The organism is Enterococcus raffinosus (assembly GCF_001886185.1).
GTDB classification, from domain to species: domain Bacteria; phylum Bacillota; class Bacilli; order Lactobacillales; family Enterococcaceae; genus Enterococcus_A; species Enterococcus_A raffinosus.
Genome location: NZ_JXLA01000013.1, coordinates 1 through 24,856 on the forward strand (window position 1 = coordinate 1; position 24,856 = coordinate 24,856).

Genomic DNA, 24,856 nt, shown 5'->3' on the forward strand with positions numbered 1-24,856 from the left:
ACGAAACTGACTAAAGTCATTAAATAAAAAAAGACGTTCAAATTTTTAGTTTTGAACGTCTTTCTTAAATTTGATACTATTAACTTTTCTTTCGAGATAGATTATTTCTTTGTTTATAAATTTTGATTTTACGATAATCAAATCCAATTTCTTCCATTAATTCCTCCCAAGTTTTATTTGTCCTTCTCAATATTGTTATCGCCGAAGGAAGCTTATCCGATTTTGATAGCTTACGAAATTTCGTCATCGATAAATCTTCTTCAAGTCCTAATCGAATAATTTCTTCCCTAAGCTCCATCAATAATTGAAAATTAGTTAACAAATTTTTCTCTTCCTTTTTTCTAAATAGTGGTCGTACATCACCAACTATTTTTTTCAACGTACTTAGAGAAGGGACATCTCTTCCAACTGCTTTTTTTTCGTAATTACGCTGTGACCGAATTTTTTCATCACTTATAAACTTTTCTACTATTTCAATCAATTTGTCATATGGCATCTTAGTCCATTTTCCATAATCATTTTTTTTAAGTCCAATACTATCTAGTAAGTTGTCCCATGATCCATATTTCTGATTAATGAACCAAATACTTGGTGACTCATTGGGGTATTCTGCTAGCTTTTTTTGGTATTGTCTTGTAGATGTAATTCCGTGTTTTTCGATAAAATTATTAATTGTTAAAATCAATTTTAAGTCACTTTGGTTCTTCCAAATAATTCGACCATCAATCTTATCCATTAATGAATCTCCTAAAAAAAATTTAGAGAATATCTATCACAACAACTTTTTATCACCAAAGTATATGTTTTGCCTTTTTTTGAGAACTGACACCTTTTTATCCTAAGGGGTTAAAAACATGATAAATTCGGTAAATGTTTTGGTATTTTTCGTATTATATTTGCAGTCAAGTTGACTACTAAATTTTGTCCTATTTTGACGACACTGTTAGTCAATATCGGACAATCTAGGGGAATATGAGTAAAAAATAGCCCAAAACAGCCAATTCAGGCTTAAAACTGCGATAGAGAAAAAAGAAAAAGCCCTTGATATACAAGGACTTTTCAAAGATTTTAGAGATTTTAGAGATTTCAGGAGTTTTTCCGTTATTATCTTCTAATTTCTTTGATACGAGCTGCTTTTCCGTGTAATGCACGTAAGTAGTAAAGTTTTGCACGACGCACTTTACCGTAACGAACAACTTCGATTTTAGCAACACGTGGTGTGTGTAGTGGGAAAGTACGTTCCACACCAACACCGTTAGAGATTTTACGTACAGTGTAAGTTTCGCTGATACCAGCTCCACGACGTTTGATTACAACGCCTTCGAATAACTGGATACGTTCGCGAGTTCCTTCGACAACTTTCGCGTGAACACGAACAGTGTCCCCAGGGCGGAATGCTGGGATGTCAGTACGTAATTGTTCTTGAGTTAATTCTTGAATCAATGGATTCATCTTTATCATTCTCCTTATTCCAAACATTCTTAGGACGGTCGTCCCAGCGGAACATCGTATAATAGATGAGCTTTGCACTCACCTGAATATTCTAACAGAGGAATATCTATCTGTAAAGATAAAATTCTTGTCAGAAGAAATTATTTTTATTGTGCTGTGGGTGTTGATAAGCTGTTACTGAAAAAACATTTTGGTCACAGCAACTGGACAACTAATAGTTACTATAAGCGATACTTGTCGTTTTCAATTTGTAAATTTCTATTTTTCCTCTAAATAAGAAAGAAAGCCTTAACTATTTAAGGACTTTCTGAATGTTTATTGTTCTTCCTGTTTGATCTCTGCTAAGAATTTTTCCATCTCTGGTGTTAATTCTACTTTCTCCAGCATGTCTGGTCGACGTAAATAGGTACGACGCAATGATTCCTTTAATTGCCATTCTTCGATCAACCGATGATTGCCGTTCATTAAAACTTCAGGCACACCCATTCCCTCAAATTCTGCGGGACGCGTGTATTGTGGATGTTCCAGCAAACCAGTGGAATGCGAGTCCGTTTTGGCTGATGTCTGATTGCCTAAAACATCCGGTAATAAGCGAACTGTCGCATCGATCATGACCATTGCGCCCAGCTCACCGCCGGTTAAGACATAGTCCCCTAACGACACCTCATCAGTCACTAATGAGCGAATTCGCTCGTCATAGCCTTCGTAATGTCCACAAATAAACACAAGTTGCTCTTCCTGGGAAAAATCCTCTGCCATTTTTTGATTAAAGGGTTTCCCAGCTGGGTCAAGCAGAATAACCCGTTTTTTTTGATTACCTGTTTCTGCTTCGATTGCTTTCAAGTTTTCGAAAATCGGCTGAACCTTTAGCAGCATTCCAGCTCCTCCACCATATGGGTAGTCATCTACCTGTTTATGCTTATTATCTGAGTATTGGCGAAAATCATGAACATTAATTTCCAATAAGTCTTTCTCAACAGCTTTTCCAATAATTGATTGGCCTAATGGCTCTTCAATCATTCTAGGAAAAAGAGTCAATACATCAATTCGCATCGTCCAACAACCCTTCTGGAATTTCAACATGGACGACCCCTTCAGTTAAATCAATCTCTTTCACGACAGATTCAATGTAAGGAATCAATGCATCCTTTTGACCCTTGCGCTTCACGACCCAGACATCATTCGCACCTGGAGATAAAATCTCCGTGATCTTACCAATTTCTTTTTCATCTTCATCTACAACGATCAGCCCAATAATCTCATGATAGTAATATTCATGCTCGTCTAATTCACTTAGCTGCTTCTCTGAAATTTTTAGAATTCCATCGCGAAAAGGTTCAACTAGATTGATATTTTCATAGCCTTCAAAGCTCAGTAAATCAAAATTTTTATGTCTGCGATAACTTGAGATCTTCAGCGGAAGGACCTCTTGCTTGTCACGAAACAAGAAAAGCTGTTCCCCGACTTGATAACGTTCCTCCGTAAAATCAGTAGTGGAAATCACACGTACTTCTCCACGAATACCGTGAGTATTGACGATCTTTCCGACTTTATAATAATTTGTCACGAATCTTCCTCTTTCTTTTCATCTATTTTGCCATTGAGACAGCCATCTTCAAGCTGCTCATTGAATCCCCATTCATGATGGTATAAACAGTTTGATTATCTTGCCAAACCACACGATTTGATTGATAATCGCCTGGTGCTACCCGCAAAGAAATCTGCCCAGCATCCTTTGGAACAGGTAAAAAAGCACTTTCCAGGTATTCAACCGTTTGTTTCGCTAATGGTATAGGATCTTCTTGCTCAAGATTATTTGCTTGCACAGCTAAACTCCAATTGCCTTCTTTCCACATAATGAAGCTAGAGCCGGCTCCAGCGCTGCGATAGCCGATAATCTGGTGACCTAAATCCACCTGCTGACCATTTTGATCATAGGTTTGCCCAACTTCATTTCGAGCAGTTTCTTTTGAATCAACGGTTTTACGTTGGAATTGAGCGACGGGTGTTTGTTCGTTAAGAGAAGGATCATTGAATGGTGTATCCTCATTAACAGCATAGTAATTAACCTTTAGCGTTCCCTGCTCTTCAGAAGCAGCGATACCGATTTGTTTTCCTCCACTGATGGTTGCAGGATCAGGGAATTTGTCATTTGGATAATTGGCTTTTAGCTCATCCCATGCTGACATGGCATGATTGCCGTGAGATGAATCGGTTTTTGTCGAACTTGTTTGTGTATTTGAACTAGTCGACGAATTTTTAGTTGAGCTGTCGTTTGTTGAATCAGCTTTTTCTGAAGTAGATGTACTTTTTTTCGAGCTGTTTTTTCCAGTCTCCGTGGTGGTCGATTTTGTCGTACTATCTTTTGAATCATTAGTTCCTGAATTACAAGCGGCCAAAACAAACAACGCACTAAACAACAACAAATATTTTTTCATGATGGAACACCTCCACCCATAGTTTATCGTATTTTTAACGAAAAAACACCCGAATCAAACTGACTCGAGTGCTTTACTTTATTTACCATCCACGATGTTAAGCCGAACTTTTTTCGGGCCATTTGTCCGAACGCTGTAGACGATCGTACGGATCGCTTTTGCCACTCGGCCTTGTTTTCCGATAATTCTACCGATATCTTCGGGTGCAACCGTTAAGTTGTACTCTAAGAAATCTTTAGACTCTTCGATCTCTAATTTCACTTCTTCAGGTTTTGTCACCAAAGGGTGGACAATGGTCAACACAAGGTTAGTTAAATCTTGCATAATTGATCACCTTATTTCTTAGCGAATTTAGCGTCGTGGTGTTTTTGCATGATGCCTTCTTTAGAAAGGATGTTACGAACTGTATCAGAAGGTTGTGCACCTTTTTGTAACCAGTTTAAAACATCTTCTTCTTTTAATACGACTTCTGCAGGGTTTTTCAAAGGATTGTAAGTACCCACAGTTTCGATAAAACGTCCATCACGAGGAGAACGAGAATCAGCAACAACGATACGGTAGAAAGGTTTCTTTTTAGAACCCATACGTTTCAAGCGAATTTTAACTGCCATTGTATAACTACACCTCCATATAATTAATCACAAGATGTAGTCTAACACGCTTTGAGTTAGCTGTAAAGAGTTTTTTCTTTACAGCTCTATTTTTCTTTCAAAGCATATCCTTTGCACATTTTACTTATTTTTTGTAAGATACATTCATAGGATAACTTATGTATTGTTATTTCGATTTAGGAGGAATTATTATGACAAAAAAAATTGGTATTTTAGTAGGGAGTCTTCGTAAAGACTCATACAACAAAATCGTTGCAAAACAATTTGCTGAATTATTGCCTGAAGGTTTCGAGGCAAAATTTATTGAGATTGGTGATCTACCATTTTATAATGAAGATCTTGAAGTGGAAGGCTCTGTTCCTGAAGCGTGGACACGTTTAAGAAACGACGTTAATGAAGTAGACGGATTATTCTTTGTAACACCTGAATATAATCGTTCAGTTCCGGCTGCATTGAAAAATGCATTGGACGTTGGTTCTCGTCCAATGGGCAGCAGCGTTTGGGGGGGGAAACCTGGTTTAGTTGTGACGGTATCACCTGGTGGCCCTGGCGGTTTTGGTGCAAACCACGCTTTACGTCAATCATTAGTTTTCTTAGATGTACCTACTTTGCAACAACCTGAAGCCTATATTGGCGGCATCATGAACTTAGTCGATAACGACGGACATATTGCTGACGGTACTGTTGACTTCTTCAAGATGATCACTGACAAATATATTGATTTTTTCAATAAATTAACTAAATAATTTTAGCGACAGAGACTGTAGAGATGCCTGACAATTTAAGACATTCTACAGTCTTTTTATTATTTCTTCCCTTCACTTAATTCTGCCTGTGCTATACTTTATTTATTAAAAAAATTGGAGGAAATTAGTTGACTGTAAATATTAGACTCGAAGAAGAAAAAGATTATCGTATTGTTGAAGAAATCACTCGTGATGCATTTTGGAATCTATATCTTCCAGGCGCGGAAGAACATTATGTTGCGCATTCACTTCGCAAGCATCCTGATTTTATTCCTGAATTGACCTTTGTCATTGAACTAGATGGCAACATAATCGGAAGTATTTTTTACAGCCATGCCAAAGTCGTCTCTCCCGAAGGAACAGAATATCCCCTTATTTCTTTTGGTCCTGTTAGTATCAAACCTGACTATCATAGACAAGGTTATGGTAAAATGCTGATTGAACATTCGATCGCTGAAGCAAAACGTTTGGGCTATGATGCGATTGTACTTGGTGGATTCCCTTATCACTATCATCCTTATGGCTTTATTGGTACAAAAAAGTACAACATTTCAATGCCTGATGGTAAATTTTATACAGGAATTATGGCGTTGCCCTTGAAAGAAGGCGCTTTAGATAATGTCCATGGTAAAATTATCTTTTCTTCAGGTTTATATCCAAATCCTGAAGGTTTAGCAGCATTTGATAAAACATTTCCAAACAAAGAAAAAAAAAGTTTTGTCTTGTCAGGCAAAATTTGAAGCTGCAGCAAGCGAAATTGATGAAAATGAGTATTAAAAAAAGCCAGAAATCTGGCTTTTTTTTATTTTTTTAAATGTAGCTGCGCAAATTGCCCGAACTGCTCTGTTTCTAGTAGTTGAAGCTTTTGTTGATTTGATTGGGGTAAAAATAAAGGAACACCCTCACCTAACAAAATCGGTACGATTTGAATCCACCATTCTTCAATTATTCCCGCCTCTATTACTGGTTTTAATAAAGAGCCTCCACCTACTATCCAAACAGTTTTGTCTGCAGGCAGCGCCTTTATAAACTCCACAGGATCTTCGTTAACTAATTGCATCGTGTCATCTACTTGAATCGTTGAGTGAGTGAACAGATAGTTTTTCTTCTCCGGATAAATTGCTTCTAACTCAGCATCTCGTTTGATCGCTTCATAAGTCCGCCTGCCCATTATCGTGTAATCGATTGTTTGATAAAACGCATCATAGGGAACAAGCTCCCCACCTTCTTGCCCGTACAGCCATTCCAATCGATCCTCTTTATCTGCTAAATACCCATCTAAACTAATTGCTCCATAAAATACTGCTCTAGCCATTACCCCGCCTCTTTCTCCTATTTACCTGACCAAACGTACCAAGTACAACAAATATTTCCCTAGTTATGTTCAAATCAGAAAATATTACTTACTTAGTTCAGTATAACGAAAACAAGACATTTCGTGATCATTGACGATTCCAACAGCCTGCAGAAAGGCATAGATCGTCGTACTGCCAACAAACTTGAATCCTCGCTTCTTCAAATCCTTCGCAATTTTATCAGATAACTCCGTTTTAGCTGGCACTTCTGAAGATGATTGAATGTGATTATCCACCACCTGATGATCCGTAAAGCCCCACAAGTAATCGGAAAAGCTTAAGCCCTCAGCCTGCATCTCTAAGATTTTTTGTGCATTGATGATCGCAGCTTCGATTTTTCGCCGATTTCGGATAATTCCTGCGTTCTGCATCAATTCTTCAACTTTCTCTTCATCAAACTGTGCGACTTTTTCGATCTCGAACTGTTCATAAGCCTGATCAAAATTGTCCATCTTATTTAAAATGGTCTGCCAACTCAGTCCCGCTTGGTTCATATCTAAAACTAATTTTCGAAAAAGTCGCTGATCATCATACTCTGGAACACCCCAAGTCGTATCATGATAGATTTGCATATTTTCATTACTCCCAGCCCATTGACAACGATACATCTTCACCACTCCTAAATTACAATTTAAAAAAAGCGAACATACGATCCCCTTTAGTATATCAGAAATATTGAAAAAGTCATTGCTTAAATCAAGTGTACTATGTATACTAGTACACACAAATGATTTTTAAGGTGGTGAAGAGATGGTTCGTATCGACAAAAACAGCAGTCGAGCATACTATGAACAGTTGGTACTAGGGATCAAAGAAGATATCTTACATGGCGTTCTACAACCAGGAGATAAGATTCCCTCAGTTAGAGAAATGGCGAAGCAATTATTAATGAATCCCAATACCATCAGTAAAGCATATAAAGTGCTTGAGAATGAAAAAGTTCTAGTCACTGTAAAAGGCAAAGGTACGTTTGTTCGTTCGATCGAAGAAACTCCTCGAGATGAACTTCGCATCCAAGAACTTAAGAAGGATTTAAATGAATTAGTGATTGAAGCGCACCACTTACAAATCTCTCAAGAGGAATTACTTCAATGGATTAAAGAGGCAGAAAATAATTTTGGAGGTCCGTCATTTTGAATATCAAAAATTTAACAAAAACAATTGATCAACAGCCTGTCTTGAAGGACATATCGTTCACATTAACAGAGAAAGAAATTGTCGGCCTCGTTGGTCGAAATGGTTCAGGTAAGACCACCTTGTTCCGTGTACTTGCTGGACACTATTTGCCTGACAGTGGTGATATTCAAATCAATCAAGAATCTCTATTCCAGCACCCCGCTGTCAAACAAGATCTTTTTTTTATCGATGAAAAAGAGAATTTCCTTCGTACCTACTCTATAAAAAAAATAGCGAAGTTTTACCAGCTGGCCTATCCTAAATTTGATCAAGTCCTATTTATAGATTTGATTAGAAAGCACGAATTACTCCTCAACCGAAGCTACCGTCAGTTGTCAAAAGGTCAACAGGCTTTATTTCAAGTAATTCTTGCTATTTGCTCTAATGCTCAATATTTATTATTAGACGAGCCTTTTGATGGGTTAGACCTAATTGTCAAAAAAGAAGTGATTGGATTATTGATGGAACACCTTGGTGAGCAATCGAGAACCGCATTGATCGCCTCTCATAATTTATCTGAATTAGAAAACTTAGTCGACCGAGTCTTACTCCTAAAAAATCAAACAATCAGTAAAGACTATCGATTAGAAGATATGCGTGAAAAGGCAAAAAAACTTCAATTAGTATTCAAGACGAAAAAAGTACCTGCTCTAGTAAAGGAAAATTCTAAAATGCTCGACTTCCAAGGTCGTGTAGTAACTGTAGTCTTCGAGCGTTTTTCAAAGGAACTTGAAGAAGCAATCAAAGAGTTTGATCCGTTGGTTTATGAAGAATTACCGCTTTCTTTAGAAGATCTTTTCGAAGCAAACCTAAAATCTCATAAAAAGGAGGCCATGAAATGATTCGATCGATATATTTTGAACGATATAAAAAAGTTTTGTTTGTAGCTTGTTTATTAGTCGTCGGTATCTGCATATTCACGGCAATCAGTCAAAGCAATCAATGGAGGGACTTTTATAACGATCCTGAAATCAAAGCTCAATTTGAGGCAGATCGCGATAGCTATACTTATTATGATGAAGAAAAAATGACAAATGTCCCTTATAAATCTTATAAGGATTATCGTGATACAATTCTTGTTTTCTATAATTATTTCCCTTTAGATAATTCAGGACGTGACATCAAAACGATAATGAATGCAGAAAATTATTCAAATAAAACGCCTTATATCGCAGGTTTTGGTCGATTCTTTTCAGGATTTGCCTTATTATTTATTGTCCCTCTTGCTGGCTTTTTGCTTTTCTTTATCGATCAAAAAACAGGCTTCAATCAATTTCTTTTCTCTTTAGGTATCTCACGAAAAGATTTGTTTAAGAAGAAGCTTTTATATGTTGCGTTACCATTTTTGTTTTCAATTTTAGTCGGACAATCCTTGTATGCTTTATTGATTCATACCCTGATCCCTGCGCCATATATGAATGCTACTCTGGGGCAGCTTTTTACTTCCGTCATTAGTAATTTTTGCCTATTATTCATACTTTTTTCTAGTAGCATTTTTATTGGAGCCATGGTTGGAAATATCGTTTTTGGGCCTTTGACTTGGGGTGTCTATTGGTGGTTGACACTTTCAGTACCATCTACTATCTATCGATTAGGAAATATGATTTACACATCAAAGAATATTTTGCATAAACAATTTCCTGAAACGCTATTTGTTTACTCAGTAGGGAAAATGGGCGGTTTCTGGTGGATGAATCTCCTTTTTTTATTGTTGGGTTCAATGCTTCTTTTTTGGGCATACAAAAGTTTCCAGACCCTTTCATTGGAAAATGAGAACACCTATTTATTGTATAGAAAGTCCCGGTGGCCGATTTGGATGATTATGACATTTTTTACCTCGACTATTCTTACTATTAATTTCTTTGACCCTTGGTCTTACTTTATCCAAAGAAGAATTTATGATCACGCAACGGATTCAATCATTGGACCGATACTAACGAGCGGCACTATTGTCTTGATTGTTGGAGGTATTTGCTTGCTCATCGTCTTTTTCAAAGAAGTTCGTACTACTATCAACAAACTACAACATCGAACGGGGTGATTTCTTGGATGTTTTAGATCTCTTCTTTCGACTTTACCTTATGACTTGCGTTTTTTTACCCTGTCTCATTTATCAATTCTTTACTTTGAAGGACAAGGAAGGGACTATTTTCATTTCTTCGATGATTTGGCGAGGGATCTTCCTATTTTATCTCTATTTAGTTATTACTGTTACCGGTGTCGGAACCCTCGAGGACCTTCTTAGCTATCCAGAGCTTTTTAGACCTGAGGAACTCAATCTTGTCCCCTTCCAATCTGGAGTAGGGTTATTAAATATTCTTAATATTATCATGTTTATCCCTTTTGGCTTCCTGTTACCATTGATTTGGAGACAATATCGTACTCTCTGGCCTGTCGTCTTTCTTGGTTTCGAATTTTCGTTGATGATCGAGTTGCTGCAACTTTTTAATCGCCGTGCAACAGATATTGATGATTTATTAATGAATACACTTGGTGCTCTTGTTGGTTTCCTCTTTTGGCAGCTCAGTAAAAAAATTTTCGACAAGGTTCCTAATAGCATTCAAGCATTTCCTAATCACGAACCGAAAATTTACCTTTTATTAAGTTTGTCAGGAGTCTTTTTCTTTTATCATTGGCGTTTCTTCTTATAAAAAATGATGCTTATCTCAATATTTGAGACAAGCACCATTTTGTTTATTTGCGTTTCTTTTTCTTTTTCTTGTTTTTCTTGACCATGCGATTCATCGCCATTTTACCCATCTTACCTTTAATACCGGTACCAAACATTTGATCCATCCCAGCAGGCATGCTGCCTTTACTCATTTGTTGCATCATCTTACGTGATTCTTTAAATTGTTTTATCATGCGATTGACTTCCACCACTGAATTTCCAGATCCAGCAGCGATACGGCGACGGCGACTTGGATTTAACAAATCTGGATTTTCGCGTTCAGCTGGAGTCATCGAGAAGACCATCGCTTTTTTTCGTTCAACATCTTTAGGATCCACTTTAACATTTTCAATACCTGGCATTTGACTCATACCAGGAATCATTTTTAGTAAGTCCTCAATGGGCCCCATTCCCATTACTTGATCCAACTGCTCGATAAAGTCATTAAAATCAAAACTATTTTCCTTCATCTTGCGAGCAAGTTCTTCTGCTTTTTTCTCATCGTAATCTTGTTGTGCCTTTTCGATCAGGGTCAGCATATCACCCATACCCAAAATTCGGCTGGACATCCGATCTGGATGGAAGACCTCTAAATCGGTTAGCTTTTCACCAGAACCGATGAACTTGATTGGTGCACCCGTTACCGCACGAATTGATAATGCCGCACCACCACGAGTATCCCCATCTAATTTAGTAATGACAACACCGGTAATTCCAAGTTGTTCATTAAAGCTTTGTGCCACGTTAACGGCATCTTGACCTGTCATGGCATCAACTACTAGCAAAATTTCATTTGGTTGCGCGATTTCTTTGATTTGCTTTAATTCATCCATTAAAGCCTCATCAATATGCAAACGACCAGCCGTATCAATCAAAACATAATCGTTTTTATTTTCACGGGCTTGTTCCATCCCTTGTCGTACGATTTCAACTGGGCTTACCTCTGTTCCCATATCAAAAACTGGAACATTTAATTGTTGACCTAATACTTTTAATTGGTCAATGGCTGCTGGGCGGTAAATATCGCCCGCAATCATTAAAGGACGGGCCTTCTCATTTTTAATCAGTTGATTGGCAAGTTTTCCAGCAAAGGTTGTTTTACCAGCCCCTTGCAACCCCGCCATCATGATGACTGTTGGAATTTTGGGTGATTTTTCAATACCAACAGCTTCAGACCCTAGAGTCTTTGTTAACTCTTCATCTACAATTTTTACAATTTGTTGCGCTGGTGTTAAGCTTTCCATGACTTCTACACCTAATGCACGTGTTCGCACTTCTTTGGTAAATTGCTTCACGACCTGTAAATTGACGTCGGCTTCTAATAAGGCCAAACGAATTTCTCGCATCATTTCAGTGACGTCAGATTCCGTGATTTTTCCTTTTTTTCGTAATTTTCCCATCGCAGCTTGTAACCGCTGCGTTAAACTTTCAAATGCCATGACTTATTTTCCTTTCTGTCAATAAACTGCTTCATTTAATATACTCAAATTCTCTATTTTTTTTCAAGCCTTTTATTCAAAAGGCTATAGAGTCACTAATTTTGAATCTAGCAATAAAAAAGTAGAGATGATGGAGCTATTCATCTAAATCCTGTAAACCGATAATTGTCTCAGCTAAAAATTCATCTTTAGGATAATGCTCTGTTACATATAGCGCAAGTTTGTCCAGTTGTTCCTCTCTTACGATGTAATCAGAGAACAAATGCAACTTCCGCTCATAATCCTCTAAAATTTTTTCTGTTCTTTTGATATTATCATAAACCGCCTGCCGACTCACCTGATATTCCTCTGCAATTTCTCCTAAGGAAAAATCATCGGCGTAATACAACTCCATATAATTCATTTGCTTTTCTGTTAATAGCGTTGCATAGAACTCAAACAACGCATTCATGCGATTCGTCTTTTCGATCTCCATTACGTCATCCTCATTTCTCGCCAATTTTCTTCGGAGTACACGGCTAATCCTTTTTGCTTAAAATAAGCGGTTGCTACACCGATTCCTTTAATTCGCATACCTGAGAAGCTGCCATCATATATCAAGCCACTACCACAAGATGGGCTTCTTTCCTTTAAAATCAAAGCTGTAATCTGTAATTTTTTTAACTCTTTGTACGCCCTGATAGCCCCTTGTTTAAATTCCTCAGTTAAATCATTGCCCATAGTATCGAAAACTCGCGCCTGTCCGCGCCATACGTCCATTCCATCGCCACCTTGTATTTCAGCGGGATTTCGTGGTGTTGAAAGACCGCCTAAAACTTCAGGACAAACCATGATAGCTTGTCCGGTTTCCACTAATCTTTTCAGATCAGCGATTTCATTTGAAACGCCATCATAACGACAAGCAATGCCGCCTAAACAAGCACTAATTCCTAACATCGTTATTTCTCCCATCAAATTAATAGAAAATAGGTGACAAAACTGCCTTCCCATTATACCATTTATTCAGGTATGGAAATAGTCTTTCACAAATGAAAAGTTTTTAAAAAAGGAGACACATATGAAACGTGTATTAGTTGTAGACGATGAGCTTTCGATCGTAAAGTTATTAAGCTTTAATTTAGAAAAAGAAGGGTATGCCGTCACTACTGCTGAGGATGGAAAAGAAGGCTATGAGTTGGCCTTGAATGAAAAATTTGATTTCATTATTTTAGATGTCATGCTGCCATCGATGGATGGATTAGACATCGCAAAAAAATTACGACAAGAAAAAATTGATACGCCTATCTTAATGCTCACTGCTAAAGACGATGCGATTGATCGAATTTTAGGGTTGGAAATTGGAGCAGATGATTATCTAACCAAACCGTTTTCTCCTCGTGAGGTACTAGCCCGCATGAAAGCTATCTTTCGTAGAGTGGAACCTCGTCAAGAAGTCGTTGAGCATGAATTTTTAACTGCAGGAGATATTAAGGCCGACCTATCAAACTACCAAGTGACTGTTCGTGGTGAAAGAATTGAGCTGACACCAAAAGAATTTGAACTTCTAGTTTATTTCATGAAGCGCAAAGAACGTGTCATAGATCGAGATACCTTACTAGATCGAATCTGGCAATATGATTTCTCCGGACAAAGTCGGATCGTAGATGTTCATGTCTCTCATCTGCGGGAAAAAATTGAAATGGACCCTAAGCATCCCCAATATTTGCAAACTGTACGCGGCTTTGGCTATAAATTTCAGGTGCCGAATCAATGAAACGCAAGCATTTAGATTATCTTATTCCTTTTCTACTTATTTGTTTGCTTTTCTTTGGCAGTTGGAAACTTGCTAACCATTTTTATACAAAAGAATTGTTGGAGCAACAGGAAGAATTTTTGACCAGCAATGGTGAACTCATTATTCATCGATTAGACTTACAACAGCTGGACTCAGAAAAAAACCGATCAGCTATCGAAAACTTTTCTCAGGAAGCTCATGACCGTATTACATTGTTAGATGCTAAAGGAAAAATTATTTTTGATAGTTCAGACCCAAGTCTTTCAGGAAGCCGTGAAAATCGTCCCGAAGTAAAAATTACTTTAAACAATAATAGTGTTGGATCTTCCGTTCGTTATAGTACTACTTTAAAAACCGAACTGCTTTATACAGCACAACCCATTCGTTCTGGTGATAAAACCGTTGGTATTTTGCGTGTTGCAAAAAGAACGTCCGCCTTTCAACCGAAAACTCGGAATTTTCAACGAACCATTTTTATTATCTTGTTTTTATTTTACGCGTTTATTTATTTGATTATCTGCTATTTAACTTATCAACGAAATCGTCCTATTGAGACAGTCCTGCCGGTCCTGCAGCGAATGCTGAAGGAACCTGAAAAAAGTAATTACGTTATGCAAAACTCGCCCCAATGGCAAGAGCTTTATCTCACGGTGAATCAAATCAGTGAGCAATTAAATGAAACCTATGCCGCATATACCTCCACGGAAGAGCAATTTTCGACCCTCTTCCATGAATTGACGATTGGTGTCTTCATTATTGATACTGAAGGCCGCTTTATCATGATCAATCCAGCGATGGAGGAGCTCCTGCATATTGGGGGTGCCAGTCAGCACTATTATTGGCAGGTCATTGAAGACAATAAGTTTATCCAATTAATTCAACAAGTACTAGTTGATAAAAATCAAGTGCACCAAGAAATTTCAACGAAGCTTCCAAGTTCCATGAATTTAGATATTCGTTTACGTTATATCGAAAATGAAATCAAAGGTGATCAAATCATGGGGACTGTTTATGATTTGACTCATGTGCGGCGTCTAGAAAAAATCCAACGTGATTTCGTTGGTAATGTCTCACACGAATTGAAGACACCTGTAACATCGCTATTAGGCTTTACAGAAACTTTATTAGATGGTGCCAAAGATGATCCTGAATTAACCGATGAATTTTTGACGATCATGCAAAAGGATGCGAAACGTTTGCAGCGATTGATCCAAGATATCATTGAGCTGTCAAAAGATAGCGATGATTTAGCGGAAGACCGCCAAACAATCGAACTAAATTATTTCTTGCAACAGCAAATAGACTTATATAGCCATCTACTCAAGACGAAGCACATTACTGTATCCATAGATGGAGCTGAGAATTGCTTCTATCAAACTCGATTGACCTTCTTCCAGCCAATCATAAAAAATCTTCTAGAGAATGCTATTCAGTATTCACCTGAGGAAAGTCAGATCGAAATACGTTATCGTCTGACAAGTCAGTTAGAAATTACCGTTACCGATCACGGCATTGGAATGTCAAAGGACGATCAAAAACGGATCTTTGAACGCTTTTATCGTGTCGATAAAGCACGTGCTCGTCATTCAGGTGGAACTGGATTAGGACTTGCTATCGTTAAAGAGTACACTGAAATTTTGGGCGGTGCTGTCGAAGTAGAGAGTCATCCAAAGCTTGGCTCTACTTTTACTGTCAAATTGCCAAATTAAAAAGGATCGCGGGTTAAGCCGCGATCCTTTTTTAATATCCATATTTCTTCCACTTAGACGGTCAAAATATCTCAGCACTACTTAACCGTTCCATCTGCTGCACGTTCCACCTTCATTGAGGTAATAGGCAGGTAACCCAACTCTTTAACAGGACCAGATTGAATTTCATCACTTGTCATATACTTCAAGAAATCGGCCAACGCTTTTTCCGGTTTTCCATTTGTATACATATGTTCATAAGACCAAATTGGCCATTTATTCGTTGTAATATTTTTATCATTAGCTGTTACACCATCTAATTCTAAGGGCTGTAAACTATCATCCACGTAAGAGAGTGCAAGGTAGCTGATTGCACCAGGTGTTTGTGCCACAATTTTTTTCACTGTTCCAGATGAATCCTGTTCTTGTGACTGAATTGGTTCTTTGCCATCTAAGCCCCATTTTTCAAAAGTAGCTCGAGTTCCGCTTCCTGACGCACGGTTTACGACTTGAATGGCTTCATCTTTTCCACCAAGTTCTTTCCAATTTTTGATTTTTCCTGTAAAAATATCAATCAATTGCTGTTTTGTAACATCTTTTACACCCACATCTTTATTTACTACTGGAACAAAGCCCACAACAGCTACTTTATGATCAACTAATTTACTAGCATCTACACCCTCTTTTTCTTCAGCAAACACATCTGAATTACCGATTTCTACTGCTCCGCTTTCCACCTGACTCAAGCCCGTTCCGCTTCCTCCGCCTTGAACAGAGATTTGAACAGTCGGATGATTCTGTGTATAGCTTTCTTGTGCAGCGTCAACTAAGGGTTGTAATGCTGTTGAACCTACCGCTGTAATTTTCGCTGTTTCCTCTTTCGCAGAACTTGAATCTTTTGTCGCATTCCCACTGCCGCAGCCAGCTAAGATAATTCCTGAAAATGCTAATGCTAAAATAATTTTCTTCATCATGTACACTCCTTATAATAAATAATGCATTTTAAAGAGACTCAATGAACCTTTTGACCCTCTCTTATTTTTAGTACATGGTTACTTTAACAATAGAAAGTAAATATCTTATTGATTGCATGTAAACAATCCGTAAAGTACTGTAAATATTTGGTAAAGGCAGATTAGCTTACTTTTTATTAGTTTCAGTATATAATAATCTTGCAATGAAAATTATTAATGAGAGAAGCGAATAGCAATGTTAGTCATTACTTATGAATTAAACGGATCCCAAAAAGAAAAAACTTATACGAATGCCAATGATTTCGTAGCAGCTCAATTGAAAGAGGTTCCCGATTTGCCTGATTATTACCATGTTGTAAAAGCAACAGTGGATAGTAAAGAAATTGGTTTAACCGACAAAACGATCAGCGGACTCTTTAACTACTTAAACAAATAAAAAGAAACGATCAAATCGAAAAATTGATTTGATCGTTTCTTTTTATTTTCCTACATAGGCTGCCAAACGATTCATTGCTTCAACCAAATTCTCCATGGAAGCCGCATAACTGATTCGAACATAGCCTTCCCCTTCAGGTCCAAAGGCAATTCCTGGAATAATTGCTAATTGATTTTTTTCAGCTAAATCAATACAAAAGGCCATTGAATCCTGTTCTAAATTCGCTGGGATTTTGGCAAAGATATAAAACGCCCCAGAAGGACGTGCGACATCAAACCCTAGTTTCGTCATCGCTTGATAAACATAATCCCGACGCTCACGATATTCTTCTCTCATTATCTCTGCATCTGATATTCCTTGTACTAATGCACGGACCGCAGCTTTTTGTGAAATCGTGGAAGCTGCTGTTACTAAATATTGATGAACTTTTATAATCTGCTCGGTTAACTCAACCGGTGCAAAAATAAAGCCAATCCGCCAACCCGTCATCGCATGGGATTTTGATAAACCATTAATTAAAATCGTTTGTTCCCTCAAATATTTTCCAAAGGAAACATGCTTTGTTTCATAATTCAATTCACTATAAATTTCATCACTGATTACAAAAACCGGATATTTTTTTAAGGTTTCACTTAACGCTAAAACTTCTGCTTCATTGTAGGCAACACCCGTTGGATTGGATGGTGAAGTGATAATGATCGCTTTCACCTTATCACCATGCTCTGCCATCGCCTGGTCAATCTGTTCAGGAGTTAAAACAAACCCAGTCTCCCGTGTATCAATATAAACAGGCTCCGCTCCCGCCAATAAAATTAATGGCTCATACCCTGGGTAGGTCGGTGCCGGAAGCAAAACCTTATCTCCCGCCTCTAAAATTGATAGCAAACTCGCCGACAGAGCCTCAGTTGCTCCGACTGTCACCAAAACCTCAGTCGTTGGATCATAATTGACTGTATATTTCTCTGATAAAAAACGACTTGCCGCTTCTCGAACATCCATCAACCCAGACATCCCTGTATAGTGACTAAAATTATCCCTAATTGCTTGCTGCCCTGCTTCTTTCACGTGCTCGGGGGTATTAAAATCCGGCTCGCCTAATGTCAACTTTAGCATATTAGGAATTCCCGAGACTTTTTCATCAAATTGACGAATCAATGAGACGGCGATTTCGTAAACATTTTTGTTAAATCGATCTTGCAATTTATTCATATAACCCCTCCATTTCTAATCATATTATCACAATCTCTCAGATAGTAAAGAAAAAATAGTTCACTTTTATCTGCTTTACAGCAATGATTTGAAAATTTTCTTGCTTATTACAACGATAATTTTTACTTTCGGAAGCCCCTTTATAAAAATTCAGGTTAAGCCGCTATTCTTTTTTTAGAATTGAAAAAAAGAATCAATAAGAAAAAATTTGAAATTAAACAGGTGATTATTTGTTGATAACAGTATAAAAGAACTTTCATTATTATTAGCTTTTCAGAGTTTTATGTTGAATTGACCATTTATGAATCATAAAATAACCGTAGATAACGCTTTAAGGAGGGCTATTTGATGGTTAAAAAAAGAATCATGCAATTACCATTCATTTTCTATTTGATTCCGTACGTTCATCTCTCTCTAGCGATAGATTATTTATTTGATTCAATCGTGGGAATTTTTTTCTTTTTAGTACTTACTGTCATTCTCGGGTATTATGCCAAAGCCAGTCAACAACTTTCTTTATTAATAGCTGGAAATATCCTTAATATACTACTAAGTTGCGCGTTAATAAGCTTTAAAAGTCCTTTAGTTAGTTTGTACCATTCTTCTTCTCCATATTTTGCGGCGATCCCACTAATTGTGCTTTTTCTAATGACACAACTGACAGGCATATTTTGGGGATATACGTTGCATAAAGAAACTGTTCTTTCTGTCAATAAAGAAAAAAAGAATTAAGAGCATATAAAAAGCTTCTGATCCGTAAGGAACTGAAGCTTTTTCTCTTAACCTTTGACAAGCTCTTTTGTTGGCTTGATCCATATTTCGATTTTGGGTTCATCTGTCACATTCACATACTTCTGGATCAAAAAAGGTTCCATGTCTTCCTTACCGATTCCATGCCTTTTTAGCCATGTTTCAAAGAAGTAATTGTTCGCCTTATACAATGCATCCTCAACTAAATAGTCAAAACTTTCAGCTTCGAATGTACAAACATAATATTTCCCCGGTTCAACACTCAGTTGATTAAACCCGTTTATTGGGCTATTATCAGAGCTAGCTCCTACAAAATACTGTACTTTTCCAGGAATAGCATCCGTCGAAAAATAATCGATGGATAGCCCCTCTGCTAATAAATTGGGAATCCCTTTCTTTTTTTCGAGAAACGCATCCCATAACTCGATCAAGGTGTTTACACCAACCGTATTCATTTCTTTTGAATCGATTTTTTTTGAGACACCCGTATAATATTCTGTTTCCTTTAATACACGTTGATTTATTTCTAACACCATATCATCCACCATCAGTGGCACATCTTCATCGACCATCGTATAGTAGATCGATAGATCTGGTTTTAAAAAATCCGTCAGTAACAGATTATTTCTTCTATAAGCTTCAGGTGTTATACAATAAATTTCTTTAAAAGCTTTCGTAAAACTTTCATGGCTGTTGAACCCATATTCTAGAGCAATATCCGCAATCCTTAGATTCGTTGCTTTCAATAAAGGTTTCGCATTTGCAACTCTTCTAGCCTTTATATACTCCTTTACTGTCTTTCCAACTAGACGACTGAATAATTTTTGGAAATAATACATGGATAAATAAGAAACGTTCGCTAATTCTTCTATTGATAATTCTTCCTTGATATTCTCTTCAATATAGTCCACTGATTGCTGAATGGCTTCCCACGCGTGCATCCTGTTCACTCTCCCTTATAAGAAAAGCTTAGCATAAGTTTTTGTTATAGGCTTGTCCCCCAATGTCCTCTATTTCTTATCTATTTCATCAATAGGAGTAATGACTGGTTTTCCATCCTTGTCCAACAAAGGGGTCAAGCCTCCTGCATAACCGACTTTGTTAAACAAATAATTCACTCCTGTTTCACGGTCAATAAAGATCATGAGCGCATCTAACTTTCCTTGAGCGTATACTCTTACAAAACGTTCTTTCGCCATTTCCATTCCTCCTTTCCTTTTTGTAACGCTTTCATTAAAACTACAACTAGCGTAGCATATCGATAGAAGGCAAACAATTATTAATCGTCATGATTCTTCAAAAAAACAAAAAGAAATCTTTTGAACAAGACTTCTTTTTGCTTCTCATATTTTCTTAACTGGTATTTGAATTTCTGTTAACCAATCGTCTTCGTTATCCTTATTCCACATTCCATCAATATAGTTTTCCCGAATAGAATCGATAATTTCATATCCGTTTTCTTCAGTAAACTTAATCGCCGCAGCAAATGCTTTCGGAATCGATGTATATGGTCCCTTATGCATTGTACAAACTGCCATTGGAACTTCAGGAATTACCTTGAATTTCAAGTCACCGAAATCCTCTTTCTGTTCTGTTACTGCTTCACAAACCTCGACACCAATATTTTCATCTTTATATTCATTGTCATAATAAATATTGAAACAGTATTCGGGCATCGCACAGACACAACCGGCTTTCTCCATCATTGCACCCATCTCTGGCATGATAGAACTCAATGATTCAAAATTTGGAATTACTTTTTTCATCGATGCCACAATGACTTCTGGTAATCGTTTGACTACCATATGATAACTTTCTTCTTCCTGTTGTAAATACCCTTCAATCTGCGAGAGCATCGACATGCGTTCAGATATCTCTTTCATTAATTGCTGTTTTTTTCGACGTAAGATTCGCTGCTCACTTACTCCATCTTGAACCTGCTTAATTTCTTCAATGCTATAGCCGATTCTTCGAAGAGCTAAAAGCCGGTGCAGTGGTTCTAACTGGCTAGAGCTATAATAACGATACCCATTATCTGGATCAATGAAGCGGGGGCGAAGCAGCCCCACTTCATCATAGTAACGTAATGTTTTGATCGTCACTTGGTTCATTTTTGAAAACATACCAATTCGATATAGTTTTTCTTCAATCTTTTCACATTCGTAGTCCATGAAATTCTCCTCTTTTTTTATTATTCCCAACGAAAGAGTTTTGCCGCTAAACCAAATCCTAAGATAGTAATTCCTATCAAGAGTACCAACACAAATTGAGGATTTCCTACAGACTGATTAAGACTTACACTTTTCAACAATTGCACTCCCTGTGTTAATGGTAGAATATTCGCAATCCTTTGCATCCCATTTGGAAATAACTCAAACGGAATAACTGCACCCGATAAAAACAGCATTGGGAAATAAACCAAACTGCAAATCAAGTTTGCAATCTTAATATTTTTACACAAACTAGCGATCAATAGTCCTAAACTATACATCGAAATCATAACCAAAAAATAACTTGCAATTAATAATCCCCAGCTTCCCTGCATGTGGTAATCAAGAAAGAAAACAGCGACGAATGCAACTAATCCTGCGGAAATAATTGCTGTGATCATTGCAATCAGCACTTGAGTCGCTATCAAATGAACTGGTGAAGCGGGAGTCACAAAAAAATGTTTCAGTATTTTCTTATCTCGATAATCACATATTGTTAGTGGAATTCCCATGAAAGCAGTAGCACATATTCCCACTACTAAAAGGGAACTGAAACTGCTATCTAAAAAAGTATAAGAAGTAGTGCCGGCTTGTTTGTTTCCTGCAATCATCGTCGTCAACAATAAGACACCTAATGGCATACCGATGCCAAAAAGAACACCGTCAATTGACCGGAGCGCTAATTTACCTTCCACTTTTGCTAAACTAAGAACTTTATTCATACTCATCCTCCCCTACATACCACAGATAAGCCTCTTCTAAACTATTCTGGGAACTTTCCTCTAGCAATTCTGAGATTGATCCCTCCGCTACGATATTCCCACGTTTAATCAAAAGTAGTCGATCACAAAGAGTCTCTGCTTCTTCCATATAATGAGTCGTCAAGAAAATAGTTAAATTCGTCTCCTTGAGTTTCAATAATGTTTGCCAAACACTTCTCCGTGCCTCTGTATCCAGTCCTGTCGTCAATTCATCCAAAAAAATAATTTCTGGATTAGGAATCAATGCGAGGACAATAGAAAGTTTTTGTCTTTCCCCACCAGAAAGCTTCTCAACAAATTGTGATTCAAATCTTTCCAGTTTAAACAAACTTAGTAATTCACGGTAAGAACGAGGCTGCTTATACAAACTAGAAAGTTCTCGACATAACTCGCCTACACGAATGTTGTTTTGATAACTAGACGATTGCAATTGAACACCTACTCGCTCAAAAACTTCACGGCGCTGCTTGCGCGGATCGAATCCTAAAATCTTGGCTGAACCTTGATCTGGACGTTTAATTCCTAAAAGTGTTTCAATAGTCGTCGTTTTTCCTGCCCCATTTGGTCCTAACAAACCGAAAACCTCACCTTTTCTGATGGTAAAGCTCAGTTGATTAATGATATTTCTCCCACCGATTCCCTTAGTTAGTTGTTCTGCCTCGATAGCTACATTCATTGTGTTCCTCCCCTTTCACTAACAGAATACTGTCTCCTGTTAAGGGAGAGTCAATCACCAAAGTAAATTTATTTTGGTTTCACAATAAAAATCGTTCCTTCTTTTTGATACCCTTGCTTTTCATAGTATGGATCGACATCACTCATAACATAAACCATCTGATCAGGGAAATCTTTACAAGCCTGCTCCATCAAGTATCGACCATAGTTTTTTCCTCGAGAATCTGCGTTAACCAATAAATCATAAACATATACGCCAAAGCCATCATCCTCTCGGCAACGAGCATACCCACAAATTTTATTCTCCTCCAAAATCAGATATGTCAAAGATGTTTCTAATGCCGTCGCATATTTTGTTCTTCCGTCACCAAAACAATAGTCATGCCAATCAGATTCTTTTTCCATCATTGTGAATAATTCTTTTTCATCAGTCTTTTTATACATCCGAATCTGCCAGTTTTTTTCCATCCCATTCATCCTTTTTATTTTTATGATAGCAAAAATTTGACCATTCTGCTTTAATGCTTTTTTCTCGAAAAAAAAGACACTCATTTCTGAGTGTCTATAACTGGTTAAAGTAATCTCTCGTACCCTGCTCATCTTCTTCTAGTTGCTTAATTAGGCCTTGAGCAGACTCAAAGGCTACTTGCCCACGCAGCATATGATACCAACGGACTTTGACTTTTTCTCCATAAATCTCTTGATTGAAATCCAAAATATTGATTTCTACTGTCAACATCCGATTAGAGCCAAAGGTGTCGTTATGACCAATTGACCCCATCGCTGGATACCAGTCATCACCGATTTTGATCTGATTTACATAAACACCTTCTCTAGGTAATTTCATATCATCAGGCACTTGAATATTCGCCGTCGGATAGCCTAATGTCCTCCCTCGTGCTTCCCCATGAATGACCGTCCCACTCGTCTCATAAATGTATCCTAACAAATGATTGGCCTCGTCTAAACGTCCTTCAGAAAGCAAGCGGCGAATGCGCGATGAACTGATTTTTTCAGTTTCATGTTCTTCTGTTTTCTTAGCAACAATGATTACTTCAAAACGATCATTCGCATAAGTAGGCAGATGCTTTGCATCAGCAGTTTGATCTTTTCCAAAATTATAATCAAAACCGGAAACTGCCACCTTTGCATGAAGTCCAACGATGTATTGATCGACAAAATCTTGTGGTTTTAAAGCCGCAAATGAAGAGGTGAATGCTACTTCATAAAGTAGATCAACGCCCAGTTCCGACATTCGCTCTTCTTTTTGTCTCAATGTAGAAAGATACTTGATAGGTTTACTTTGTACTTGCTGAAATACCACTGCAGGATGTTGGTTAAAAGTCATTACTGCTAATTTCAATTTTTTTTCCTGTGCGATCTTTTTTCCAGTCTTGATCACTTCTTGGTGCCCGCGATGAACACCATCGAAAAAGCCTAAAACTAAAACACAATCACCCGTAGGAATTTCTTCTGGCTTATAGGGATGACGTAGTTTAACAATTTCCATTTGCTATACCTCGTTTCGAATCACTTTACTTGGCTTCAAAAGCCAATTTTTTTCTGGATGCTGACCATAGAGACTGACTAGCAGATTTTGATAGTAGAAAGCGATTAATTTTTCTGGCATCTTTTTGATTCTAAAAGCTTTCATAGGCAGCACTTGACCATTTTTTACCCTTTGCCAATCCTCCTCTGTTAAATCAATACGAGGAAAGTCTTTCATAGCCTCTTCAATCGGCTGCAGTGCTTGATCAATCTGCTCATTTTCCATTAATTCGCTAACTTGTGCCAAAGTAACTGCTTGTCCAACTGAAAAACCGCCGCTTGCTAAACGCGTTAAATCAGACATATGTGCAGGGTAGCCTAGTTTCTCCCCAAGGTCCACCGCTAATGTTCGAACATAGGTCCCTTTCCCGCAAGTAACTTGAAATCGCCAGCTTTGTGTCTTGTTCTCTTCATTGTAAACGGGCTCTGTTGTTCGTTGAAAGCTTTCTATGACAGCTTGTCGTTCTGGGCGTTCCACCGTTTCGCCAGCTCGCGCATATTCATATAAACGTTTGCCATTTACTTTTACCGCTGAGTACATAGGTGGGATTTGTTTGATTGTCCCAATAAATGACTTCATCATTCGATCAATTTCTTCTGTCGATAACACGCCGTCCACCGCTTTAGTTTCTACAATGTCGCCACTACGATCCTCAGTTGTCGTTGAAAAACCTAGTGTAATTTCACCTTCATAAATTTTCCCACTATCTTGCAGATATTCGATCACCTTAGTTCCCTTTCCTATACAGATGGGTAAGACCCCATCGACATCAGGATCTAATGTTCCTCCGTGGCCAACTTTTTTTGTTTTTAAAATTTTTCTCAATTTAAAGACACAGTCATGACTTGTCATGCCGCGTTCTTTCCATAACGGCAAAATACCGTCCATCGCTGTTTCCTCATTTCATTTTATAATCAACGCTCCCATTATAGCATAGCTAAT

Annotated in this window: 32 protein-coding genes; 10 read left to right on the forward strand and 22 right to left on the reverse strand. The window is 37.6% G+C overall.

The annotated features are described in order from the left end of the window. Positions 1-79 precede the first annotated feature (79 nt). The 7 genes from RV13_RS20990 to rpsP all read right to left on the reverse strand — a co-directional run bounded on the left by RV13_RS20990 (position 80) and on the right by rpsP (position 4,501). Positions 80-736, reverse strand: coding sequence for a hypothetical protein (locus RV13_RS20990; RefSeq protein WP_028020892.1), 657 nt, complete (start codon positions 734-736; stop codon positions 80-82). A 368-nt stretch (positions 737-1,104) separates the two neighbouring features. Continuing rightward, entirely contained in the window at positions 1,105-1,452 is a 348-nt protein-coding gene (rplS, locus tag RV13_RS08490; RefSeq protein WP_010746105.1) for a 50S ribosomal protein L19, read from the reverse strand. Positions 1,453-1,767: 315 nt separating this feature from the next. Continuing rightward, positions 1,768-2,505: a tRNA (guanosine(37)-N1)-methyltransferase TrmD gene (gene trmD / locus RV13_RS08495; RefSeq protein WP_010746104.1), complete on the reverse strand. Its 738-nt coding sequence runs from the start codon at positions 2,503-2,505 to the stop codon at positions 1,768-1,770. Next, a complete protein-coding gene (rimM, locus tag RV13_RS08500; protein ID WP_010746103.1) occupies positions 2,495-3,019 on the reverse strand; it encodes a ribosome maturation factor RimM in 525 nt (174 codons plus the stop codon). The genes trmD and rimM overlap by 11 nt, the downstream gene beginning before the upstream one ends. A 22-nt stretch (positions 3,020-3,041) precedes the next feature. After that, entirely contained in the window at positions 3,042-3,890 is an 849-nt protein-coding gene (locus tag RV13_RS08505; protein WP_010746102.1) for a membrane lipoprotein lipid attachment site-containing protein, read from the reverse strand. A 78-nt stretch (positions 3,891-3,968) separates the two neighbouring features. Next, positions 3,969-4,214, reverse strand: a complete 246-nt coding sequence (locus RV13_RS08510) for a KH domain-containing protein (protein ID WP_010746101.1) — start codon at positions 4,212-4,214, stop codon at positions 3,969-3,971. An 11-nt stretch (positions 4,215-4,225) separates the two neighbouring features. Further along, on the reverse strand, positions 4,226-4,501 hold the full coding sequence (gene rpsP, locus RV13_RS08515; protein WP_010740297.1) for a 30S ribosomal protein S16: 276 nt from the start codon (positions 4,499-4,501) through the stop codon (positions 4,226-4,228). 191 nt (positions 4,502-4,692) lie between these two features. On the opposite strand from rpsP, the gene RV13_RS08520 reads away from it, so the two are divergent. After that, on the forward strand, positions 4,693-5,247 hold the full coding sequence (locus RV13_RS08520) for an NADPH-dependent FMN reductase (protein ID WP_010746100.1): 555 nt from the start codon (positions 4,693-4,695) through the stop codon (positions 5,245-5,247). A 128-nt stretch (positions 5,248-5,375) separates the two neighbouring features. Further along, positions 5,376-5,987 (forward strand): GNAT family N-acetyltransferase, encoded by a 612-nt coding sequence (locus tag RV13_RS08525; protein WP_249024466.1) that lies wholly within the window; start codon positions 5,376-5,378, stop codon positions 5,985-5,987. Between the two features lie 62 nt (positions 5,988-6,049). Here the strand turns inward: RV13_RS08525 and RV13_RS08530 are convergent, their stop codons facing one another. Together RV13_RS08530 and RV13_RS08535 are read right to left on the reverse strand one after the other, a co-directional pair. Further along, positions 6,050-6,562 (reverse strand): dihydrofolate reductase family protein, encoded by a 513-nt coding sequence (locus RV13_RS08530; protein WP_010746098.1) that lies wholly within the window; start codon positions 6,560-6,562, stop codon positions 6,050-6,052. 84 nt (positions 6,563-6,646) lie between these two features. Continuing rightward, complete coding sequence (locus RV13_RS08535) at positions 6,647-7,210, reverse strand: DNA-3-methyladenine glycosylase I (RefSeq protein ID WP_010746097.1); 564 nt, start codon at positions 7,208-7,210, stop codon at positions 6,647-6,649. Between the two features lie 142 nt (positions 7,211-7,352). On the opposite strand from RV13_RS08535, the gene RV13_RS08540 reads away from it, so the two are divergent. Genes RV13_RS08540 through RV13_RS08555 form a run of 4 tightly spaced genes read left to right on the forward strand, consistent with a single transcriptional unit; the run spans position 7,353 to position 10,429 of the window. Continuing rightward, positions 7,353-7,739 carry a GntR family transcriptional regulator gene (locus RV13_RS08540; RefSeq protein ID WP_010746096.1) on the forward strand — a complete coding sequence of 129 codons (387 nt, stop codon included), beginning with the start codon at positions 7,353-7,355 and terminating at the stop codon, positions 7,737-7,739. Beyond that, positions 7,736-8,620 carry an ATP-binding cassette domain-containing protein gene (locus RV13_RS08545; protein WP_010746095.1) on the forward strand — a complete coding sequence of 295 codons (885 nt, stop codon included), beginning with the start codon at positions 7,736-7,738 and terminating at the stop codon, positions 8,618-8,620. The genes RV13_RS08540 and RV13_RS08545 overlap by 4 nt, the downstream gene beginning before the upstream one ends. Further along, entirely contained in the window at positions 8,617-9,819 is a 1,203-nt protein-coding gene (locus tag RV13_RS08550) for an ABC transporter permease (protein ID WP_010746094.1), read from the forward strand. Before RV13_RS08545 ends, RV13_RS08550 begins: the two co-directional genes overlap by 4 nt. A gap of 4 nt (positions 9,820-9,823) precedes the next feature. Next, a complete protein-coding gene (locus RV13_RS08555; RefSeq protein ID WP_051095919.1) occupies positions 9,824-10,429 on the forward strand; it encodes a VanZ family protein in 606 nt (201 codons plus the stop codon). Positions 10,430-10,472: 43 nt separating this feature from the next. On the opposite strand, the gene ffh is transcribed toward RV13_RS08555, so the two are convergent. The 3 genes from ffh to RV13_RS08570 form a co-directional block, all read right to left on the reverse strand. After that, the gene (ffh, locus tag RV13_RS08560) at positions 10,473-11,888 is read right to left on the reverse strand and encodes a signal recognition particle protein (RefSeq protein ID WP_010746092.1); all 1,416 of its coding nucleotides are present in this window, start codon (positions 11,886-11,888) and stop codon (positions 10,473-10,475) included. A 136-nt stretch (positions 11,889-12,024) separates the two neighbouring features. Continuing rightward, positions 12,025-12,363 (reverse strand): putative DNA-binding protein, encoded by a 339-nt coding sequence (locus RV13_RS08565; protein WP_010746091.1) that lies wholly within the window; start codon positions 12,361-12,363, stop codon positions 12,025-12,027. Beyond that, positions 12,363-12,824 carry a 2-thiouracil desulfurase family protein gene (locus tag RV13_RS08570; RefSeq protein ID WP_010746090.1) on the reverse strand — a complete coding sequence of 154 codons (462 nt, stop codon included), beginning with the start codon at positions 12,822-12,824 and terminating at the stop codon, positions 12,363-12,365. Before RV13_RS08570 ends, RV13_RS08565 begins: the two co-directional genes overlap by 1 nt. 121 nt (positions 12,825-12,945) lie before the next feature. Between RV13_RS08570 and RV13_RS08575 the strand changes: the two genes are divergently transcribed. Beyond that, the gene (locus RV13_RS08575) at positions 12,946-13,641 is read left to right on the forward strand and encodes a response regulator transcription factor (protein WP_010746089.1); all 696 of its coding nucleotides are present in this window, start codon (positions 12,946-12,948) and stop codon (positions 13,639-13,641) included. Further along, positions 13,638-15,371, forward strand: a complete 1,734-nt coding sequence (locus RV13_RS08580) for a sensor histidine kinase (protein ID WP_010746088.1) — start codon at positions 13,638-13,640, stop codon at positions 15,369-15,371. Before RV13_RS08575 ends, RV13_RS08580 begins: the two co-directional genes overlap by 4 nt. 77 nt (positions 15,372-15,448) lie before the next feature. On the opposite strand, the gene RV13_RS08585 is transcribed toward RV13_RS08580, so the two are convergent. Continuing rightward, entirely contained in the window at positions 15,449-16,321 is an 873-nt protein-coding gene (locus RV13_RS08585; protein ID WP_028020703.1) for a phosphate ABC transporter substrate-binding protein PstS family protein, read from the reverse strand. Positions 16,322-16,559: 238 nt separating this feature from the next. Between RV13_RS08585 and RV13_RS08590 the strand changes: the two genes are divergently transcribed. Continuing rightward, positions 16,560-16,760 (forward strand): DUF4649 family protein, encoded by a 201-nt coding sequence (locus RV13_RS08590; RefSeq protein WP_010746086.1) that lies wholly within the window; start codon positions 16,560-16,562, stop codon positions 16,758-16,760. Positions 16,761-16,802: 42 nt separating this feature from the next. On the opposite strand, the gene RV13_RS08595 is transcribed toward RV13_RS08590, so the two are convergent. Further along, the gene (locus RV13_RS08595) at positions 16,803-17,969 is read right to left on the reverse strand and encodes a pyridoxal phosphate-dependent aminotransferase (RefSeq protein ID WP_010746085.1); all 1,167 of its coding nucleotides are present in this window, start codon (positions 17,967-17,969) and stop codon (positions 16,803-16,805) included. A gap of 348 nt (positions 17,970-18,317) precedes the next feature. On the opposite strand from RV13_RS08595, the gene RV13_RS08600 reads away from it, so the two are divergent. Next, entirely contained in the window at positions 18,318-18,701 is a 384-nt protein-coding gene (locus RV13_RS08600) for a hypothetical protein (protein WP_010746084.1), read from the forward strand. A 47-nt stretch (positions 18,702-18,748) separates the two neighbouring features. Here the strand turns inward: RV13_RS08600 and RV13_RS08605 are convergent, their stop codons facing one another. The 8 genes from RV13_RS08605 to truB all read right to left on the reverse strand — a co-directional run bounded on the left by RV13_RS08605 (position 18,749) and on the right by truB (position 24,802). Further along, the gene (locus RV13_RS08605) at positions 18,749-19,660 is read right to left on the reverse strand and encodes an AraC family transcriptional regulator (RefSeq protein ID WP_010746083.1); all 912 of its coding nucleotides are present in this window, start codon (positions 19,658-19,660) and stop codon (positions 18,749-18,751) included. Between the two features lie 69 nt (positions 19,661-19,729). Further along, the gene (locus RV13_RS08610) at positions 19,730-19,918 is read right to left on the reverse strand and encodes a DUF6440 family protein (protein WP_010746082.1); all 189 of its coding nucleotides are present in this window, start codon (positions 19,916-19,918) and stop codon (positions 19,730-19,732) included. 144 nt (positions 19,919-20,062) lie between these two features. Continuing rightward, positions 20,063-20,890: a MerR family transcriptional regulator gene (locus RV13_RS08615; RefSeq protein ID WP_010746081.1), complete on the reverse strand. Its 828-nt coding sequence runs from the start codon at positions 20,888-20,890 to the stop codon at positions 20,063-20,065. 20 nt (positions 20,891-20,910) lie between these two features. Then, on the reverse strand, positions 20,911-21,651 hold the full coding sequence (locus RV13_RS08620; protein WP_060789543.1) for an ABC transporter permease: 741 nt from the start codon (positions 21,649-21,651) through the stop codon (positions 20,911-20,913). Then, positions 21,644-22,366: an ABC transporter ATP-binding protein gene (locus RV13_RS08625; protein ID WP_010746079.1), complete on the reverse strand. Its 723-nt coding sequence runs from the start codon at positions 22,364-22,366 to the stop codon at positions 21,644-21,646. Before RV13_RS08625 ends, RV13_RS08620 begins: the two co-directional genes overlap by 8 nt. Before the next feature lie 68 nt (positions 22,367-22,434). Next, positions 22,435-22,833 carry a GNAT family N-acetyltransferase gene (locus RV13_RS08630; protein ID WP_010746078.1) on the reverse strand — a complete coding sequence of 133 codons (399 nt, stop codon included), beginning with the start codon at positions 22,831-22,833 and terminating at the stop codon, positions 22,435-22,437. Positions 22,834-22,927: 94 nt separating this feature from the next. Next, positions 22,928-23,875 (reverse strand): riboflavin biosynthesis protein RibF, encoded by a 948-nt coding sequence (gene ribF / locus RV13_RS08635; RefSeq protein WP_010746077.1) that lies wholly within the window; start codon positions 23,873-23,875, stop codon positions 22,928-22,930. A gap of 3 nt (positions 23,876-23,878) precedes the next feature. Beyond that, positions 23,879-24,802: a tRNA pseudouridine(55) synthase TruB gene (truB, locus tag RV13_RS08640; protein WP_010746076.1), complete on the reverse strand. Its 924-nt coding sequence runs from the start codon at positions 24,800-24,802 to the stop codon at positions 23,879-23,881. Positions 24,803-24,856 lie beyond the last annotated feature (54 nt).

Coding starts and splice junctions, on each gene's coding strand:
- ffh (WP_010746092.1), bottom strand. CDS start 11,888: ATGGCATTTGAAAGTTTAACGCAGCGGTTACAAGCTGCGATGGGAAAA.
- rplS (WP_010746105.1), bottom strand. CDS start 1,452: ATGAATCCATTGATTCAAGAATTAACTCAAGAACAATTACGTACTGAC.
- RV13_RS08585 (WP_028020703.1), bottom strand. CDS start 16,321: ATGAAGAAAATTATTTTAGCATTAGCATTTTCAGGAATTATCTTAGCT.
- RV13_RS08590 (WP_010746086.1), top strand. CDS start 16,560: ATGTTAGTCATTACTTATGAATTAAACGGATCCCAAAAAGAAAAAACT.
- RV13_RS08570 (WP_010746090.1), bottom strand. CDS start 12,824: ATGTTAGGAATTAGTGCTTGTTTAGGCGGCATTGCTTGTCGTTATGAT.
- RV13_RS08615 (WP_010746081.1), bottom strand. CDS start 20,890: ATGGACTACGAATGTGAAAAGATTGAAGAAAAACTATATCGAATTGGT.
- RV13_RS08530 (WP_010746098.1), bottom strand. CDS start 6,562: ATGGCTAGAGCAGTATTTTATGGAGCAATTAGTTTAGATGGGTATTTA.
- RV13_RS08575 (WP_010746089.1), top strand. CDS start 12,946: ATGAAACGTGTATTAGTTGTAGACGATGAGCTTTCGATCGTAAAGTTA.
- truB (WP_010746076.1), bottom strand. CDS start 24,802: ATGGACGGTATTTTGCCGTTATGGAAAGAACGCGGCATGACAAGTCAT.
- trmD (WP_010746104.1), bottom strand. CDS start 2,505: ATGCGAATTGATGTATTGACTCTTTTTCCTAGAATGATTGAAGAGCCA.
- rpsP (WP_010740297.1), bottom strand. CDS start 4,501: ATGGCAGTTAAAATTCGCTTGAAACGTATGGGTTCTAAAAAGAAACCT.
- RV13_RS08550 (WP_010746094.1), top strand. CDS start 8,617: ATGATTCGATCGATATATTTTGAACGATATAAAAAAGTTTTGTTTGTA.
- ribF (WP_010746077.1), bottom strand. CDS start 23,875: ATGGAAATTGTTAAACTACGTCATCCCTATAAGCCAGAAGAAATTCCT.
- RV13_RS08610 (WP_010746082.1), bottom strand. CDS start 19,918: ATGGCGAAAGAACGTTTTGTAAGAGTATACGCTCAAGGAAAGTTAGAT.
- RV13_RS08600 (WP_010746084.1), top strand. CDS start 18,318: ATGGTTAAAAAAAGAATCATGCAATTACCATTCATTTTCTATTTGATT.
- RV13_RS08505 (WP_010746102.1), bottom strand. CDS start 3,890: ATGAAAAAATATTTGTTGTTGTTTAGTGCGTTGTTTGTTTTGGCCGCT.
- RV13_RS08510 (WP_010746101.1), bottom strand. CDS start 4,214: ATGCAAGATTTAACTAACCTTGTGTTGACCATTGTCCACCCTTTGGTG.
- RV13_RS08620 (WP_060789543.1), bottom strand. CDS start 21,651: ATGAATAAAGTTCTTAGTTTAGCAAAAGTGGAAGGTAAATTAGCGCTC.
- RV13_RS20990 (WP_028020892.1), bottom strand. CDS start 736: ATGGATAAGATTGATGGTCGAATTATTTGGAAGAACCAAAGTGACTTA.
- RV13_RS08625 (WP_010746079.1), bottom strand. CDS start 22,366: ATGAATGTAGCTATCGAGGCAGAACAACTAACTAAGGGAATCGGTGGG.
- RV13_RS08565 (WP_010746091.1), bottom strand. CDS start 12,363: ATGGAGATCGAAAAGACGAATCGCATGAATGCGTTGTTTGAGTTCTAT.
- RV13_RS08580 (WP_010746088.1), top strand. CDS start 13,638: ATGAAACGCAAGCATTTAGATTATCTTATTCCTTTTCTACTTATTTGT.
- RV13_RS08520 (WP_010746100.1), top strand. CDS start 4,693: ATGACAAAAAAAATTGGTATTTTAGTAGGGAGTCTTCGTAAAGACTCA.
- RV13_RS08595 (WP_010746085.1), bottom strand. CDS start 17,969: ATGAATAAATTGCAAGATCGATTTAACAAAAATGTTTACGAAATCGCC.
- RV13_RS08540 (WP_010746096.1), top strand. CDS start 7,353: ATGGTTCGTATCGACAAAAACAGCAGTCGAGCATACTATGAACAGTTG.
- RV13_RS08630 (WP_010746078.1), bottom strand. CDS start 22,833: ATGGAAAAAAACTGGCAGATTCGGATGTATAAAAAGACTGATGAAAAA.
- RV13_RS08605 (WP_010746083.1), bottom strand. CDS start 19,660: ATGCACGCGTGGGAAGCCATTCAGCAATCAGTGGACTATATTGAAGAG.
- RV13_RS08535 (WP_010746097.1), bottom strand. CDS start 7,210: ATGTATCGTTGTCAATGGGCTGGGAGTAATGAAAATATGCAAATCTAT.